Source organism: [Clostridium] clostridioforme AGR2157 (genome assembly GCF_000424325.1).
Taxonomy (GTDB): Bacteria; Bacillota; Clostridia; order Lachnospirales; family Lachnospiraceae; genus Enterocloster; species Enterocloster clostridioformis_A.
The window spans coordinates 1-17,450 of record NZ_AUJR01000074.1 but is presented as its reverse complement, the minus strand read 5'-3'; the positions used below and the strand labels follow the sequence as shown (position 1 = coordinate 17,450).

The 17,450-nt window shown below is 50.6% G+C and carries 14 protein-coding genes, 2 pseudogenes and 1 riboswitch; of the genes and pseudogenes, 1 reads left to right on the top strand and 15 read right to left on the bottom strand.

What is annotated here, in order from left to right:
* Positions 1-146: 146 nt before the first annotated feature.
* The 14 genes and pseudogenes from G614_RS0121880 to thiW all read right to left on the bottom strand — a co-directional run bounded on the left by G614_RS0121880 (position 147) and on the right by thiW (position 16,209).
* Positions 147-962, bottom strand: a complete 816-nt coding sequence (locus G614_RS0121880; RefSeq protein ID WP_027643634.1) for a helix-turn-helix domain-containing protein — start codon at positions 960-962, stop codon at positions 147-149.
* A gap of 462 nt (positions 963-1,424) precedes the next feature.
* Positions 1,425-2,726 (bottom strand): glutamine-hydrolyzing GMP synthase, encoded by a 1,302-nt coding sequence (gene guaA, locus G614_RS0121875; protein ID WP_027643633.1) that lies wholly within the window; start codon positions 2,724-2,726, stop codon positions 1,425-1,427.
* 114 nt (positions 2,727-2,840) lie between these two features.
* The gene (locus G614_RS0121870; RefSeq protein WP_027643632.1) at positions 2,841-3,437 is read right to left on the bottom strand and encodes an AAA family ATPase; all 597 of its coding nucleotides are present in this window, start codon (positions 3,435-3,437) and stop codon (positions 2,841-2,843) included.
* A 203-nt stretch (positions 3,438-3,640) separates the two neighbouring features.
* On the bottom strand, positions 3,641-6,250 hold the full coding sequence (locus G614_RS0121865; protein ID WP_027643631.1) for a cation-translocating P-type ATPase: 2,610 nt from the start codon (positions 6,248-6,250) through the stop codon (positions 3,641-3,643).
* A gap of 536 nt (positions 6,251-6,786) precedes the next feature.
* Positions 6,787-7,560, bottom strand: a complete 774-nt coding sequence (gene trpA, locus G614_RS0121860) for a tryptophan synthase subunit alpha (RefSeq protein ID WP_027643630.1) — start codon at positions 7,558-7,560, stop codon at positions 6,787-6,789.
* A complete protein-coding gene (gene trpB / locus G614_RS0121855; RefSeq protein WP_027643629.1) occupies positions 7,553-8,737 on the bottom strand; it encodes a tryptophan synthase subunit beta in 1,185 nt (394 codons plus the stop codon). The genes trpA and trpB overlap by 8 nt, the downstream gene beginning before the upstream one ends.
* Positions 8,738-8,809: 72 nt before the next feature.
* Positions 8,810-9,469, bottom strand: coding sequence for a phosphoribosylanthranilate isomerase (locus tag G614_RS28450; RefSeq protein ID WP_044918546.1), 660 nt, complete (start codon positions 9,467-9,469; stop codon positions 8,810-8,812).
* A 51-nt stretch (positions 9,470-9,520) separates the two neighbouring features.
* Positions 9,521-10,351 (bottom strand): indole-3-glycerol phosphate synthase TrpC, encoded by an 831-nt coding sequence (gene trpC / locus G614_RS0121845; protein WP_027643628.1) that lies wholly within the window; start codon positions 10,349-10,351, stop codon positions 9,521-9,523.
* The gene (gene trpD / locus G614_RS0121840) at positions 10,348-11,382 is read right to left on the bottom strand and encodes an anthranilate phosphoribosyltransferase (protein WP_027643627.1); all 1,035 of its coding nucleotides are present in this window, start codon (positions 11,380-11,382) and stop codon (positions 10,348-10,350) included. Before trpD ends, trpC begins: the two co-directional genes overlap by 4 nt.
* 68 nt (positions 11,383-11,450) lie before the next feature.
* On the bottom strand, positions 11,451-12,083 hold the full coding sequence (locus G614_RS0121835; RefSeq protein WP_027643626.1) for an anthranilate synthase component II: 633 nt from the start codon (positions 12,081-12,083) through the stop codon (positions 11,451-11,453).
* Entirely contained in the window at positions 12,080-13,666 is a 1,587-nt protein-coding gene (locus G614_RS0121830; protein ID WP_027643625.1) for an anthranilate synthase component I family protein, read from the bottom strand. The genes G614_RS0121835 and G614_RS0121830 overlap by 4 nt, the downstream gene beginning before the upstream one ends.
* Before the next feature lie 716 nt (positions 13,667-14,382).
* Positions 14,383-14,823, bottom strand: a pseudogene (gene thiE / locus G614_RS28445) (thiamine phosphate synthase); the annotation flags it as partial.
* Positions 14,810-15,652, bottom strand: coding sequence for a hydroxyethylthiazole kinase (gene thiM / locus G614_RS0121815; protein ID WP_027643624.1), 843 nt, complete (start codon positions 15,650-15,652; stop codon positions 14,810-14,812). The gene thiM and the pseudogene thiE, both read right to left, overlap by 14 nt.
* A gap of 20 nt (positions 15,653-15,672) precedes the next feature.
* Positions 15,673-16,209, bottom strand: a complete 537-nt coding sequence (gene thiW / locus G614_RS0121810; RefSeq protein ID WP_002585578.1) for an energy coupling factor transporter S component ThiW — start codon at positions 16,207-16,209, stop codon at positions 15,673-15,675.
* 185 nt (positions 16,210-16,394) lie between these two features.
* A riboswitch (TPP riboswitch) is annotated at positions 16,395-16,504 on the bottom strand.
* 73 nt (positions 16,505-16,577) lie between these two features.
* Here thiW and G614_RS29385 point away from each other — a divergent pair.
* Positions 16,578-16,703: pseudogene (locus G614_RS29385) on the top strand (TnpV protein); the annotation flags it as partial.
* Positions 16,704-17,165: 462 nt separating this feature from the next.
* Here the strand turns inward: G614_RS29385 and G614_RS28440 are convergent.
* Positions 17,166-17,450 (bottom strand): transposase (locus tag G614_RS28440; protein ID WP_044918544.1); only part of this gene is annotated, 285 nt, incomplete at its 5' end.

Genomic DNA, 17,450 nt, shown 5'->3' with positions numbered 1-17,450 from the left:
CCTAAAACAAAGGTGGAGAAGAACCCTCTAAAAGTATCCTGATAACCAGGCTCATGGACTCTCCCCCATCCCCTCAGATCTCTCTCTGAAATATTTTTAGAAAAACTTACACATTTAACTTGACAACCCCCCCCACACGGCAGTTTTCATTTCCACCCTTTGCGCCGGAAGTTCATGCCGGATTGTTTTATCAGCGGAGATTTTCGGAACAGCTTTTTCAAAGTCGTTCTTTCTTCTTCCGAGAGCCGCTTATATTTAAGCTGAAAAGCCTTGCAGAAGATTTCCAGAAATTCCTGCACCTTATCCCCAGAAGATTGCATAGCCTTACGGACTTCTTTTATCAATTCATCCGCAGGCGTGGTATTTGGCGCACTTTTACTATCATTTTCATAGGCTTTGCGTACATCTTGAAGAATAGCGTCCCATGTTTTGTGTGTTACATGGCAGAAAAAATCTTCCTCTGCTATCTGACCGGCTTCTAAAATTTTCAGAGAACGGTCTGCGGCAGCTTCGGGATGTTCTTCCAGTATCATAGCCCTTACAGCAGCTAGCGAATTATTTATATCATGGAAGCGCATGGTAGCCATACCGTCCACATAGATTTCTGTGTCTGCCATCAACTCTACAAATTTTTCATGGGTAGCAATCTCACATAAAAGCCGGTTGTTGATACGCCCACTTTTTAATAGGTCTATCATGCTGTCACTCAAATGCAGTTCCGTTAAAGTTGTATTTGGGTGATTTCTATTTTCCGTCAGACACAGCAGATAGTCCGTAGACACACCGTAAAACTTCGCCAGCGTCACAAGGCTGCCGTGGTTGATTTCCTTGTAATCATCATTTTCATAGCTGCCGAGGGCTGATTTTGAAATGCCGGTTGCCGCCGCCAGTTCTTCCAGATTCAAATGCCGTTCTACCCGCAAATCCTTTAGCCGTTCCTGTATGGTAATGCTTCTTTTCATAAGCTATCGCCCCTTCCCAGCGGCTTGCTGCCGCCGCTACTGCCATTATACCATCCATTTCCATAATCGTGGAAATTTCTGATTTTCAACGGTTTTACCGACTTTATGGACATACGGGAGAAGGCACAAAAATGTTCTACAATGGGCTTAGTTCATCGATGGATTATTCCAATCGAATGACCGGCCTGTGTGGGATATGCTTCCCTGGCGATGTAGCGCCATGACTTGCGGCAGGGAAATGGAGGAACCCTGACCGTGACGAGCGTACCAATGGGAGCGATATGCCGCTGTGAGATTCAGGGGAAGAACGACACCAAGCGACCAGAATTGTCGATTTGTTTTGTGGGTATAAATATGTTTTTTCTCGTGCTGATAACGTTCAAATAGTACCAAAACAGTACCAATGGACATAAAGAAAGCTCGCAAACGCCCATTTTACAAGGCTTTGCAAGCTTAATATATTTATTCCCACTCAATCGTAGCCGTAGGCTTCGGACTCAAATCATAGCACACCCTGTTCACATTCCTGACTTCCTTCAATATACGGTCCGTAATCTTCTGCAGCACATCATAATCAATGCGCTCAATGGAGGCAGTCATGGCATCCACTGTATTGACTGCACGGATGATGACAGGATAATCAAAGCAGCGCGCATTGTCCCTGACTCCAACTGATTTAAAGTCCGGCACAATGGTAAAATACTGCCACACTGTCTTGTCCAGGCCGGCGTTTGCAAATTCCTCGCGGAGAATGGCGTCGGATTCCCTGACAGCTTCCAGACGTTCTCTGGTTATGGCTCCCAGACAGCGCACGCCTAAGCCGGGACCAGGGAACGGCTGACGGTATACCATGCTGTGAGGCAGTCCCAGCTCCAGTCCGCAGGCGCGCACCTCGTCCTTGAACAGCTGGCGCAGCGGCTCTACCAGGGTGAAGTTCAAATCCTCAGGTAGTCCTCCCACATTATGGTGGGATTTTACCACCTTGGCTGTCTTGGTTCCGCTCTCCACAATGTCCGGATAAATGGTTCCCTGAGCCAGGAACTCGATTCCTTCCAGCTTTCTGGCTTCTTCCTCAAACACACGGATAAATTCAGCGCCTATAATCCTGCGCTTCTGTTCCGGGTCAGCCACTCCGGCCAGCTTCCCAAGGAAACGATCTACGGCATCCACATATACCAGGTTTGCATCCATCTGGTTCTTGAATACATCAATGACGCTCTCGGATTCCCCTTTTCTCATAAGGCCATGGTTTACATGGACGCAGGTCAGCTGTTTTCCAATGGCTTTGATGAGCAGAGCCGCTACCACTGAGCTGTCCACGCCGCCGGATAGAGCCAGAAGCACCTTCCTGTCTCCTACCTGCTGGCGGATTAATTCCACCTGGTCGGAAATGAAGTTCTTCATATTCCAGTTAGCCCGGGCCTTACATGTATCGAACACAAAGGAACGGAGAACCTGGGCGCTGTCAGCTTCATCCCAGCTATGTATGGAACGCTCACAGGCAGCTGCGGCATGGCCTGCCGCCATTACCGGGTATCCTGCTTCATACAGTTCCGGACGCACATCAATGGGAACTCCGTCCACAACATTGTTAGGGCCGCCGTTGATGATGATTCCCTTAACATTGGGAAGTTCCTTCAATTCACTGGCTGTAATATCGTGGGGATAAATCTCACTGTACACTCCCATCTCCCTGATGTCCCTGGCCAGTTTTGTGTTCTCTGTGCTTCCCAGGTCAAGGATTACAATCATATCCTGTTTCATCTTCTGCCTCCTAAAATTATCAGAAATTTAAAATGTCCTGCCTGATTCTTCTTTTGACCGAAACGCCTGTACCGCCATCTGCCCTATGGCTTACCCCGACACCCGTCCTACGGCTTACTCTGACTCTTCCCCAAGATAAGCCAGCACCGCCCTAAGACAGCCGTCCACTCCTGTCAGCCCGCTGTCCAGGCATAAGTGGTAGTTCTGGGCCCGGCCCCATGTGTTGCCGGTGTAATACTGGTAATACTCCTTGCGTTTCCGGTCCACCTCCCGGATACGGCGCTCCATCTCCTTCCCATCAGAACCTGGTTCCAGGTTAAGCATACGCTTAATCCGGTCCCTCATCTTGGAGTAGATGAACAGGTTAATGCTGTCATCCAGAATCATGTCCGCACACCGTCCCACAATGACACATGGACCGTGAGCAGCCAGCCTGCGGATGACGTTGGACTGGGCCACGAAAATCTGGTCCGACATGGGAACCTTGTAAATGTCAGAAAAAGCATGGTAATACTGCCTGTCTAACGGGTCGTGAATCACGATATGCTCATCGTAGTTTTGAAATGCCTCTTCTGCAATATTGATATCGTCCGCAGCCATGGAGATTAACTCCTTGTCGTAAAATGGGATGTCCAGCTTTTCTGCCAGCTTAACCCCCAGCTCACGGCCTCCGCTTCCGAATTCGCGGCTTACTGTTATGACCTTATCCATTAAACACCGCTCCTTTCCTTGGGTTGGTTTTGTTTTGGGTAGGACGAGCTTAGAATGGGCTTTGGGCCGCTCGGTCACGGGATTTGCCCTATAAAAAAGCGGCAGGCATGTATACTTATGCGAGCTAGCTCCCAACGGATATATGCCCACCACTTTTTTTGCACTGCTCATTGCCTACGTGGACATTATACCACAACTCCCCATTATTTCCTATGCTTAATATCTCTTATAATCTTAAACATCTGTATCAGTACCGTGGGTACTGCGGCCAGGAGAAAGACATTCACTATCTGGCCTTGGGTCAGTGGTGTTACGGAGAACAGGTTCTGCATGAACGGAACCAACATGACAATGCCTAACAGCACCACGCCGGCCGCAAATGCTCCCAGACTGTACCAGTTGGATGAAAAGCCCAGCTTGAAGATGTTGTGCTTGCTGCGGCAGTTGAATCCGTGGAACAGACGGGCCAGGGTCAGGGTTGCAAATGCCATGGTGCTGGCTGTGGCTGCGCTGCCGGTTCTGAGGCCTGTGTGGAAGGCAATCATGGTACAGACAGCTATGATTCCGCCCTGGGTCAGAATGGTGGTCATGAAATCCTTTGTCAGGATGCCTGTCTTCGGGTCTCTGGGCGCCTCTGACAATAAATCCTTCTCAGCTGGCTCCATGCCGATTGCTATGGCCGGCAGTGAATCGGTCAGCAGGTTGATAAACAGCAGGTGTACCGGTGCAAACGGCACGGGCAGGGCTGCCAGGGATGTGTATAATACTGAAAGAATACCCGCCATGTTGCCTGACAGAAGGAACTTGATGGCATTCTTTATGTTGCGGTATACGTTTCGTCCATTGGCTACAGCCTTGATGATGGTAGCGAAATTATCGTCTGTCAGTATCATGGCTGCCGCATCCTTGGAAACCTCGGTGCCGGTGATGCCCATGGCCACTCCGATGTCCGCCTTCTTAAGGGCAGGAGCGTCATTGACTCCGTCTCCGGTCATGGCCGTGATGGAGCCGCGCCTCTGCCATGCATCCACGATGCGGATTTTGTTCTCAGGGGAAACCCTGGCGTAGACGGATATGTCCGTAATTTTGCGGTCCAGCTCTTCCTCTGACATAGCGTCCAGTTCACGGCCTGTCATGGCCATATCGCCGTCCTCAAAAATGCCAATCTGCTTTGCGATGGCAGTGGCGGTTATCTTGTGGTCGCCGGTTATCATAACAGGCTTAATTCCGGCCCGCTTGGCGTCTGCAACAGCTGCCCTCGATTCCTCCCTTGGGGGATCCATCATGGATATCAGGCCCAGGAAAATGAAGTCGTTCTCATTGTCCAGGGACAGGGTGTAGTCTTCGGGTACTTCCTTATATCCAAAGGCCAGGACCCTTAAGCCCTCCTGGGAAAACTCCAGGTTCTTCTGAAGAATGGCCTCCTTATCCTCCCGGGTAATGTCCCGGATTCCCTCTTCCATACGGATTTTCACGGTACGGTCTAAAAGCACATCCAGGGCTCCCTTGGTAAGTACGGTGGGCACATCGTGAAGTTCGTATTTGGTACTCATAAGCTTCCTGTCTGAGTCAAAGGGTATCTCCTCCAGACGGGGCATCAGCTCTCTGAGCAGGTTTTCGTCCACGGTCGCCTTTCTTCCCATCTCCACCAGTGCAAACTCTGTGGGATCTCCGATGCCTTTTCCGTCTACGATAGAGGAATCGTTGGTAAGTATGGCATCGTAGAGAAGATAACGGTGAAGCTGGTTCTTCAGGTTCAGCTGGTCTATGGTAATGGTCTGTCCATTGGTGTAGATGTTCTGTACCGTCATCTTATTCTGAGTCAGGGTACCGGTCTTGTCCGAACAGATGACAGAGACACAGCCCAGGCTCTCCACGGCCTTTAACTCCTTGATAATGGCATGCTCCTTTGCCATTTTCTGGGTGCCCATGGCCTGTACGATGGTTACAATGGAACTGAGTGCCTCAGGTATGGCCGCCACTGCCAGGGCCACCGCAAACATCAGGGAATCCAGGACAGGCATCTTGCGGTACAGGCTCAGCAGAAACACCAGGGCACATATGACCATAATGGCCATGGCAAGACGGCTGCCGAACTGGTCCAGGCTGACCTGCAGGGGAGTCTTTTTTTCCTTGGTGGCATTCATCAGGGCTGCAATCTTACCAATCTCTGTGTCCATGCCCGTGGCAGTCACCAGGACCACTGCCCGTCCGTAAGTCACCAGGCCGCTGGAATACACCATATTGGCCCGGTCAGCCAGGGCGCAGTCGCTGTGCAGGGTGCCGTCGCTCTTATCCACATTGGTGGACTCTCCTGTCAGAGAGCTTTCATTGACCTGAAGGGAATAATTCTCCAGAATCCTTCCGTCAGCCACCACCAGATCTCCAGCTTCCAGGTACAGGATGTCTCCGGGAACCACCTTGGCAGACGGAATCTCCACCTTCTGTCCGTCCCTTAACACCTTGGCGTTGGGGGATGACAGGGATTTGAGGCTGTCCAGGGATTTCTCAGCCTTTGCATGCTGTACCGTGCCCAGGATGGCGTTGAGGATGATGACAGCCAGGATGACTACCGTGCTCTCCACATTGCCTGACACCATGGAAATAAGGGCTGCAATAATCAGGATAACCACCAGCAGGTCACAGAACTGCTCTAAAAACACCTGCAGGGTACTCTTGCGCTTTCCCTCTTCCAGGACATTCTCTCCCTTCTCAGCCAGGATTTTCTCTGCCCGGGAAGAGGTCAGCCCCTGTTCCGTTACCTGAAACTGGTTGAGTATCTCTTCTTTTGTCTGTTGATACCATTCTTTCATGTACTTTCCTCCTCGTTATGAGTTCTTAGTCTATTATGCGCGTATCTCTGCGCCAAAATGCCCTGTGCCTGGCAAAAAGCATTTATCCGCCACGCTCCGGCGCCGGGAAACCCACAAAAAAAGACTTCTATGGATGGCTGCCAGGATATGTAACATATCTGCAAACCACTATAAAAGTCTTGTAACCGTAAAGGCATATATTGCCAGGTTCCGTTGGAACCGAGGTTGTTGACAATATATCTAAACTACTCCCTTTCGAGCTGTTCCGCATTCATTATGAATTTTCATTGAGTTTATCCTTTTTTTCCGGAAATGTCAAGGGGGTTTTAAAAATTTAATATTAGCCGAACACTTCCACCTCAAAGCCCACGATTTCGCCCAGCTCCTGTAATTCCTTTACATGATTGCCGTAAATGATGGCCTGGTGATGTCAAAATATTTCCCCAAAGTCCATGGAATCGTCTTCCGTATGGCCTAACGGCATACTCTGTCGCAGCCGCTTTTTCCGTCTGTCAATTTTCCCCCGTCCGCACTGTCTATACCCCAACAGCCGCCTTCATCTGCTTTACATAATCGCAGACAGGTTCCACGCAGTTTATTCCGTACCTGGCAACCATTTTCACAATGGCGCTTCCCACGATAACCCCGTCTGCCTGTGAGGCCATCATCCTGGCCTGTTCCGGAGTGGAGATGCCGAATCCAATGGCACAGGGCACATTCCTGCCCTGCTTTACGGTGTCCACCATTTCCTTAATATTGGTGGTAATCTCGCTTCGGACACCAGTGACTCCAAGGGATGATACGCAGTACACAAATCCGTCGGATTCCCTGGCTATGGCCTGGGCCCGCTCCCTGGATGTGGGCGCCACCAGATAAATCAGGGTCATATCGTATTTTTTACATGCCGGCAGCAGTTCCTCCCTCTCTTCAAAGGGCATATCCGGCACAATCAGGGCGTCTATTCCACAATCAGCGGCATTTTTCATGAACTTATCCACACCGTATGCAAACACCGGGTTGATATAGGTCATAAATGCCAGCGGCACATCTGTTTTTTGACGAATCCGTCGCACCGTATCAAATATTTTATCTGTGGTGGTTCCGGAGGCCAGGGCCCGAAGGTCAGCTTCCTGGATGACAATTCCCTCTGCCACCGGGTCGGAAAATGGTATCCCCAGCTCAATCAAATCCGCCCCGGCCTCTGCCATTGCAGGCACAAGGGCTTCTGTCACGGAAAGGTCCGGGTCGCCTGCTGTTATGAAAGGTATAAATGCCTTCTTATTCTCAAAAACCTGCTGTATCCTATTCATAGAGTTCTACCCCCTTATATCTGGCAATAGCCGCCACATCCTTGTCTCCCCTGCCGGAAAGATTGATAACAATAATCTGGTCTTTACCCATGGAGCCAGCCACCTTCCTGGCATAGGCCACCGCATGCGCGCTCTCCACTGCCGGAATGATTCCTTCCATACGTGACAGATATTCAAAGGAATCCACCGCCTCATCGTCTGTCACAGGCACATACACTGCCCTGCCGCTGTCATGCAGCTGCGCGTGCTCCGGCCCGATGCCCGGATAATCTAAACCGGCTGAGATGGAATACACCGGTGCAATCTGTCCATATTCATCCTGGCAGAAATAAGATTTCATGCCATGGAAAATGCCCAGCCGGCCCGTTGCTATGGTAGCTGCGGTCTGCTCTGTCTCCACACCCAGTCCCGCTGCCTCGCAGCCTACCAGCTTCACGTCCTTTTCATCTATGAATTCATAGAAAGCTCCCATTGCATTGCTTCCGCCGCCCACACAGGCTATAACCATATCAGGAAGCTTTCCTTCTTTCTCCATAAGCTGCTCTTTGATTTCCCTGCCGATAACACTCTGGAAATCCCTTACCATCATGGGAAAGGGATGGGGGCCCATGACAGAACCTATGACATAATGTGTATCAGAGATACGGTTAGTCCACTCCCTGAGCGTCTCATTGACAGCGTCCTTTAATGTCTGTGTTCCGCTGGTCACCGGATGTACCTTAGCCCCTAACAGCTCCATGCGGTATACATTGAGTGCCTGGCGGTCCGTATCTTCCTTTCCCATGTAGACCTCGCATTCCAGTCCCAAAAGGGCTGCCGCGGTGGCAGTTGCCACGCCGTGCTGTCCGGCCCCTGTCTCGGCAATAACCCTGGTCTTTCCCATCTTCTTAGCCAGAAGGACCTGCCCCAGAGCGTTATTGATTTTGTGGGATCCGGTGTGGTTTAAGTCCTCTCTTTTCAGGTAAATCCTGGCTCCGCCCAGGTCCTTTGTCATCTTCTCCGCATAATAGAGACGTGACGGACGGCCTGTGTATTCCTCCAGCAGATACTTTAACTCAGCCGTGAACTGGGGATCCTTTTTATAATGCTCATAAGCCTCTTCCAGCTCCGTGACAGCGCTCATCAGTGTTTCCGGTATGAACTGGCCGCCATGGATTCCAAATCTTCCTCTTGACATTGCTGTTTCTCCTTTTCTAATACGATTCCTTTGTAACAGTCTGAACTGTTACATTCTTTTATTGCAGTCACCTCAAATGTTATTGGAATATACGCCTGCCGCCCTGTCTGTTCCCCGCAGGACCCCGGCCATTTCCTCCATCTTCCTTCTGTCCTTCCTGCCCCCTGTTTCCACCGCGCTGCTGACATCGATGCAGTAGGGGCCATAAGATGCAGCCTGTCTTATGTTGCCCAGATGTATGCCGCCTGCCAGGAAATAGGGTTTTGTAAGCTCTGGTATCATGTTCCAGTCAAACTGGGTGCCGCTGCCTCCGTACCTGCCCTTTGTATAGGTGTCCAGAAGCAGGTAATCACAGGGCAGCTCCTGGGCCATTAAAATCTGTTCCCTGCTTCTGACCCGTACCGCCTTGATTACCGGCAGGCCGGTGTATTTTTTCAGTTGTCTTATGTAAGCTTCATCCTCATCTCCGTGGAGCTGTATCAGGTCAATTACCCTTCCGTTTTCCCGGTGCCCTGACAGCTCCAGTATCTCCTCCATGGGTGCATTGACAAATACGCCCACGGCCTTGATTCTCTTATCCAGCTCCTGCCTTAACTGAGCGGCCTTATCAGGCGTAACCCTGCGGCTGCTCTCGGCAAATACAAAGCCGATATAGTCCGGCAGGATGTCATTGGCCGCCAGTATATCTCCAAACCGGCTCAGACCGCAAATCTTAAGCCTGCATGTTTTCATAATCAATCTCCCTGCATGTTTTACTCTATCTGTCCCGGTTCACGTCCGGCTCTACCCAATCCGGGACTTAAGTTCTCTGAGAGCCCTCTTTTTATCTGCCGCCCGCATCAGGGTCTCTCCCACAAGAACCGCATCTACCTGGTTCTCCGCCAGAAGCTCTATATCCTCAGGCGTCCTGATTCCGCTCTCTGCCACAAATATGGTGCCCCGGTCCACCAGCTTCCTGAGCCTCAGGGCGTTTGTGAAGTCCACCTCAAATGTCCCCAGATTACGGTTATTGATTCCAATAATATCGGCTCCTGCCTCTGCTGCCATGGCCACCTCCTGGTCGGTGTGGGCCTCCACCAGGGAACTAAGGCCCAGACTGCCGCAGATACCCATATACCGTTTGAGCTGTTCCATGTCCAAAAGAGAACAAATCAGCAGGACAGCGGAGGCTCCCAGCACCTTTGCCTCATAAATCTGGTATTCGTCCACGGTAAAATCCTTGCGCAGCAGCGGAAGGCCTATCTCTCCATGGATTTCTTCCAGATACCGGTCAGCTCCTAAAAAGAATTCAGGCTCTGTCAATACGGATACGGCGTCCGCGCCAGCTTCCTGGTACTGTCTGGCTATTTCCACATAAGGAAAATCCGGAGCAATCAGCCCCTTTGAGGGCGAAGCCTTTTTAACCTCACAGATAAAGGAGACTCCCGGCTTAGACAGCGCCGCCTTAAAGGGATATACTTCATTTGTTCCGTCTTCCCTATTAATACCTTCCCTCTTAATGTCTTCTCTCTCTCTGCACTCGCAGGCTGACTTCATCATCTGTTCCAGTGATTTTACCTGTTTCCTCTGCTCCACCCGTTTCCTGGCGGACCGGGCAATGGTATCCAGTATCATGACGCCTTCACCTCTCCTGCCGCTTTCTTTGTTGCCTGGATAAATTCTTCCATCTTAGCTATGGCTGCTCCGGAATCAATGATGTCCTGGGCCGTCTTCACGCAGTCCTTCACCGTGCAGTCGTCGATTCCCAGATATAAGCTGATAGCCGCGTTCAGAACCACCACGTCCCTTTTTGGCCCTTTCAGGCTTCCTGAGAGGATATTTCTTGTTATCTTTGCATTTTCCTCAGGCGTGCCTCCGATGAGTTCTTCCAGTTTGCATACGGTTAAGCCCAATTCCTCAGGCGTCATATCGTAGGCCGTAAGCTCCCCGTAACGAATTTCACATACATGGGTGGGGCCGGTAAGTGTTGCCTCATCCAGTCCGTCTCCCCCGCATACCACCATTCCTCTGGTGACTCCCAGATTAGCCAGCACCTGCGCCAGCGGTTCCACTAAATCACGGCTGTACACACCTAACAGCTGCATGGATGCTCCTGCCGGATTGGACAGGGGGCCTAATATGTTAAAAATACTTCTGATTCCGATTTCTTTCCTCACAGGAGCCGCGTATTTCATGGAAGAATGGTATGCCGGCGCAAACAGGAAACACATTCCGGTGTCCTCTAAGACAGTTTCAGCCTGTTCCGCCGTCAGAGCCAGCTCTGCCCCCAGCCTCTCCAGCACATCCGCCGCGCCGCTCTTACTGGATACGCTGCGGTTTCCATGTTTTGCCACCCGTATGCCTCCGGCAGCAGCCACAAATGCGCTGGTGGTGGAAATATTAAAGGTTCCCACCTCGTCGCCTCCTGTTCCCACAATGTCCATCACCGGAAAGGGCGGCGACAGCTTTACCGCCTTATCACGCATAGCAGTGGCGCAGGCCGTAATCTCATCAATGGTCTCTCCCTTCATCCTCAGCGCTGTGAGGAACGAAGATATCTGCGCCTGGGTGGCGCTGCCGCTCATGATTTCATTCATAACTTCCTTCGTTGTTTCAAAATCCAGATTCTTATTATCTACCAATTCGTGAATTGCTTTCTGTATCATAGTCATTCTCCTCTTTTCTACCATCTTTTTTACAATTCCTGATTTTTATCTTGTTTGTCTCTCACAAATCACATTCCCCGGCTGTTCCGGATATTGAGGAAGTTCTCCAGTATCTTCCTTCCATCCGGCGTCAATATGGATTCAGGATGGAACTGAAGCCCATATATGGGATAGTCCCTGTGCTGAACTGCCATGACCTCCCCTTCCATACAATCCAGGGCCACCACTTCCAGTTCCTCCGGCAGGCTCTCAGGCACTGCCGACAGGGAATGATATCTGGCAGCCGGTATGACGGGCGGCAGACCTTCAAATAACCTGCATCCTCTTCCCGCCTCTTCTGAAGCGCCGGACTCCCCATCCTTTATATGACTGTCCAGCCTGATATCGCTCTGCTTGCCGTGCATCAGCTTCTTTGCATGGGCAATGGTTCCGCCGAATGCCTCGCATATTCCCTGATGGCCCAGGCACACGCCCAGTATGGGCATTTTTCCCTTCAGCTTCATCACTGCTTCCTCCAGTATACCAGCATCCCGGGGATATCCCGGTCCGGGCGACAGAATCAGGTGGCTTGGCTTCATGTTCTCTATGTCATCTGCGGTTACCTGGTCATTGCGGACTACCTGTATATCCGGCTCAATGCTCCCAATCATCTGTACCAGGTTATAGGAAAAGCTGTCATAATTATCAATCAATACTATCATCTGTCATCTACCTCCCCTGCCTGAAGGATGGCCTGAATGACGGCCCTGGCTTTATTTGCCGATTCCTCGTATTCCAGTTCCGGAACACTGTCCGCCACGATTCCGCCTCCGGCCTGGACCGTAACCTTTCCTGCCTGCTTTACCGCCATGCGTATGGCGATACATGTGTCCAGGTTTCCGGTAAAATCCAGGTATCCCAGGGCTCCGCCGTATATTCCGCGGGGAACTGACTCCAGTTTTTCTATAATCTCACATGCCCGTATCTTAGGCGCTCCCGAAAGGGTGCCTGCCGGAAGCAGGGCCTCCACCGCCGAACAGCCGTCCAGGCCGGGTTTTATATTTCCTTCCACCTGGGAACAGATATGCATGATTTTGGAATACTTGTGTATCATCTTGTACTCCGTCACCTCCACAGACCCGAACTCAGCAATGCGTCCGATATCATTCCTTCCCAAATCCACCAGCATATTGTGCTCGGAAAGTTCCTTTTCATCTGCCAGAAGTTCTTCCTCCAGCCTTCTGTCCTCCTCGTCCCCGGCTCCCCTTGGCCGGGAACCGGCTACCGGAAATGTAGTAAGGCGCCTGTTTTCAAGGCGGACCAGTGTTTCCGGGGACGTGCTGATGATTTCATCCTGGTCTATGTTCATATAAACCATGTAAGGGGACGGGTTGGTAGTCCTCAGAACCCGGTAGGCATTCAGCAGACTGCCTTCATAGGAACTGGTAAACTGCCTGGATATAACCGCCTGGAAGATATCCCCGTCCAGAATATACTCCTTTGTCTTTTCCACCGTATCGCAGAACTCTTCTTTGGAAACACTGCATACAAAGGATGGTTTCTCCGGCGAGGACAGCCTCTTAAGAGGTGTTGTATCATTGATAAGGGAAGCCATTTCCTGTATTTCCTCACAGGCCCTTCCATACTCCTTCATCAAATATTCCAGACCACTGGAGGTGTTCCTATTTTCCCGGCCTTCACCACCCTTGCGGCCTTCGCAGCGCTCCTGCTCTTCACGGTTTCCCCGTTCCGTCCTTCCTGCCCTCTCTGTCCTGCCGGTTTTCATATTAACCACAATCTGAATCTTCTGTTTCAGGTGGTCATAGGCAATGACCTTGTCAAATAGCATCAGGTCAAAGTCATTGGCCCCGCCTCTGCTGATATGAAGGGTGGGCTCTGCGTACTCAATCATTGCATACGCAAAATACCCTACAAATCCACCGGTAAAGGGCGGCTGGCCTTTCAGCCTGGGCGCCTTGTACTGTGCCAATATCTCACGAAGCACATCCATGGGATGAGCTGTCTGTATTTCCCTGGACGGGAACCGGCTGACATGGCTCTCAATCTTCACCTTCCCGCAGCGGCAGGTAACACGCATCACCGGATTATATCCGAGAAAGGAGTAGCGTCCCCATTTTTCGCCGCCCTCTATGCTTTCCAACAGGTAAAAACGGCTGCTCCGCTCCGCTATACGTCTGAGCAGTGTTATGGGCGTCACTACATCCGCGTAAATCTCACGGCAGATGGGAATTATATCGTATTCCCCTGACAGACTTAATATTTCATCACAAGCTGGGATTATCATTTACCTTAACTCCTTTCCTTCTTGCCGGCTGTTTATTCTAAACCTTTCACCATTCCCGGGTCCGGGCGTCACATTCATCAAAAAAAGAAGCCCTTATCCCTGCCGACTACATCTGTAATCAACAGGGACAAAAGCTTCTTCCGGCTTCTGCGGTACCACCCTGGTTGGCGCTTTCCATGTCCTGCACGTTCCCCGCCATCCTCCGGTCTGGGAAATAAAAAAGCATCAAGTTAAATTTAACCTGATGCTGTGTCATCGAACAAAGAAATAAAATACGCCCGCTCTGCAACGCACCATCATGCGTTCTCCCTGGTAACGGTGGGATACCCGTCAGCCCATACTCCCATCAGCCATATCTCTATGCCCCTGGTTTCCAGCTGCCCTCGCAGGTCCATTCAGACTCTAATCCAATGCTCCCTTACACCGGCCGGAAGCTCTCTGCGCCTGGAATTACAATCTTACTTACTCCTACTCAACAGTTTTTTATGTTTTGTTGAATGTTGAACTCATTATAATCAGCCTATTTTCAAATGTCAATGGTTTTCTTGAAAGTTTTTTATATTTTTCTCATTTTCTTACACTGATCCCGCCCTGAGGTCCCGCCTGGGCAGTCCGGCTATCTCCGTCATTGCCTCTGCCAGCTTTTCTGTTGTCTCCCGTATATTCGGCGCCCCAAATATGCCTGATACAATGGCTGCCGGCCAGGCGCCCTATTGCCGCGCATCTGCTTTTGTACTGGTGCCGAATATGGCTCCGCTGCCCAGATAATCCGCGCCTGCTGCCTGGGCTGCTCTGGCCTGGTCCACTGTTTTTGCCGTAACCCCCAGTATACGGTCAGGTCCCAAAAGCCTTCTGGCCTCAGATGCCTCCATATCGTCCTGCCCCACATGGAGCCCGTCCGCGTGACAGGCCAGGGCCAGCTCCAAATTGTCGTCTATGATAAGGGGCACATTATATTTTTCTGTGATTTTGCGGATGGCGCAGGCCGTTCTCAGCACTTCCTCAAAATTCCCTTTGTCCAGTTCCTTTTCCCTGAGCTGAACCATGGTTGCGCCGCCTTTTAACGCCTCCTCCACCTGCTCCTCCAGAGAAAGCTTCCCGGTCCATACCTTATCGGTTACTGCATAAATCAAAAGCTGTTTTCTATCGAATCTCAATTTTCTTACCTCTCTCCAGTGTCTCGTCATCCAGAAGGCTCATTTTGTCCATCAGATACATGCGGAATGTACCTGTCCCGCCTCCCCTCCCCGCAGTCTCTCTGGCCGCCAATTCTCCGCAGAGCCCGTGCGCGCTGAGGGCCATGACCACAGCTTCTTCCAGAGGGCCGTCCGGTCCCAGTTCCCCATACAGACCGCAGAACGCTCCCATAAGCCCGTCCAGCATACAGCCGCTGCCTGTAATTCTGGCCATCCAGGGATGGCCGTTTCTGACAATGAACCTTCTTTCTTTTCCGGCCACCACATCCTCTTCCCCGGTCATGACCACAACCGCGCCTGTAAGGTCCCTCAGGGAACAGGCGGTTTCCAGGCGGCTCTCAATCGTACCAAAGGTTCCCGAATCCACGCCGCAGGTATTTCCCGCCTCATGTCCCCTCAGTTCCTGGTTCAGGGCCCGGATTTCCGCCTCATTTCCCCGGATGACAGAAGGAGCGGCCTTCCGGATCATATCAATGGCTGTCTGTCTGCGAAACCGTGATGCAGTGACTCCTACCGGGTCCAGGATAACGGGAAGGCCCAGAACGGCAGCTTTTCTTCCCGCTGCCTCCATGGCCGGTATGGTTTTTTCTTCCAGGGTTCCCAGATTAAGGACAAGGCTGCTGCAGATGGAGGTAACGTCCTCCACCTCATCCAGCCCCTGGGCCATAACAGGGGAACCGCCTGCGGCCAGCACCATATTGGCCACATCCCCTGCCGTAACATAATTGGTTATACAGTGGACCCTGGGAGAGCGCTCCCTTAAGTCCTTCATCCATTGTCTCTGCGTCATCTGATTTATCCTTTTTCCTGTTATCTTCCCATGGCTTTGCCGGTCTGTACATCCAGATCCAGCATCCGCCTCATATACTGAAACGCGCCGGACTTATACAGCACCCCAATCAGGAACGCGGCAATGACCGTGCCGCACATGGTGCTCATAAGGAATGGGATTACATAGGCAAAAATGGCCGCTTCCTTCCCCATAACCAGTGTGGCCACCGGATAGCAGAGCATTCCGCCCAGTATGCCGGTGCCAAACACTTCCCCAAAGTAGGCCAGTGTCAGCCTGCCGAAACGCTGGTACAGATACCCTCCTAAAAATGCTCCCACCATACTTCCCGGAAATGCCAGCAGACTGCCCGTCCCCATCAGATTCCTGATAAACGATGTGCAGAACGCCATACCCACGCCATACCACGGCCCAAGAAATACGCCGGCCAATACATTGGCAAGGTGCTGAATCGGAAAACATTTGGATGCCCCTATGGGGATGGAAAAGCCGGATAAAGACACGGCCACCGCTGTCAGCATGGCGCTTACCGCCAGTTTCTTAATGTTTACTTTCATAGTCATAGTCATACCTCCATGTTTTTTACTCGGAGCCCGCCTATCTTCCTGGTAGAGAGGCATATTCTCTGGTACAGCGGCGTATTGCCTGCACAGCTCTAAAGCCCTCATATGTCCGAACCGCGGGGAAGGCTGAAAAAAGCCCATACCGCGCGGGATATGGACTTAAATTATGCATTTAATACACATACATGTCTCATATTTCCCTACGTTGGCATTACCCAAATCAGGTGCGATAGGTCGAAGTTTGATTACTTCCTCTCAGCCTGCTTCACAAGCTCCCTGTTGTCATTTAGCATAGCACCGGACTATTTATTTGTCAATCAGTAATGAATGAAGCCAGATAAGGAGAAAACTCAAAAATGTGTTTAAGACAGCAGGTTGGCATAACGGAACAGCTAAAGGCAAAAAATGCCTTGGAATGGACAGGACGCCTTAATAATATAAGGGCTTGTGCAGGGGAGATTGTGGAAACGGAAATCATTTACGCATAGATGTAACGCATAAAGAACTGAAATTGGAGAGCAGGTATATAAAGTTTCTTGCTCTCTTTTTTAAGGAAAAAGTGGCTGAAATATAGGCACTGCAATGAGGAAAATCGTTACCATCATTGTTTTTCGGGTGGTAAAAATTATGTGGCCGTTTGAGTAGAAACTACAAGTTACGAGATAAAAAAATCATATATGCTCGCTTGGTTGATAATGGGAAGAAAAATGATTATAATAAATATTGACGCATCGTGTCAGGTTTTTGGTAGTATTCTATTATCGAGCGGTCTCGGAAACTTGATAAACAATTGATACAATTTTCAAACAATTAAAAACGCCAATGAATAATCGGGAAACGAGAGGTGAGGTGATGATTATCCAGGGAATACAGAATAAAGAAGGGCATGATTTTTAGACCTTCGACAGGAGGTCTTTTGATAGGATATTTGGATAAATGCCAGATATCAGCTATTCCGCATTCTGCCGCTTTTTAAAGCGGGCATCTAAATGGATGCATATAGCAATGATCGTGGTCCTGAAGGAATAACGTGGTTTTCCATGGAGTACCATCCGGTGAAGACCATAATCATTCAGGATGCGGTTGTTGATGCGCTCCGTAGCGGTACGCTGGTTATAGATTTCTTTATATTCCTCCGTGCCGCGTGGGACTTCTGTATAAAGGCGGATGCTCCATTCGGGTTTCGTTTTTATGACGCGGCCATATTTGGACTGGGAACAGTCACAGCTGCATTT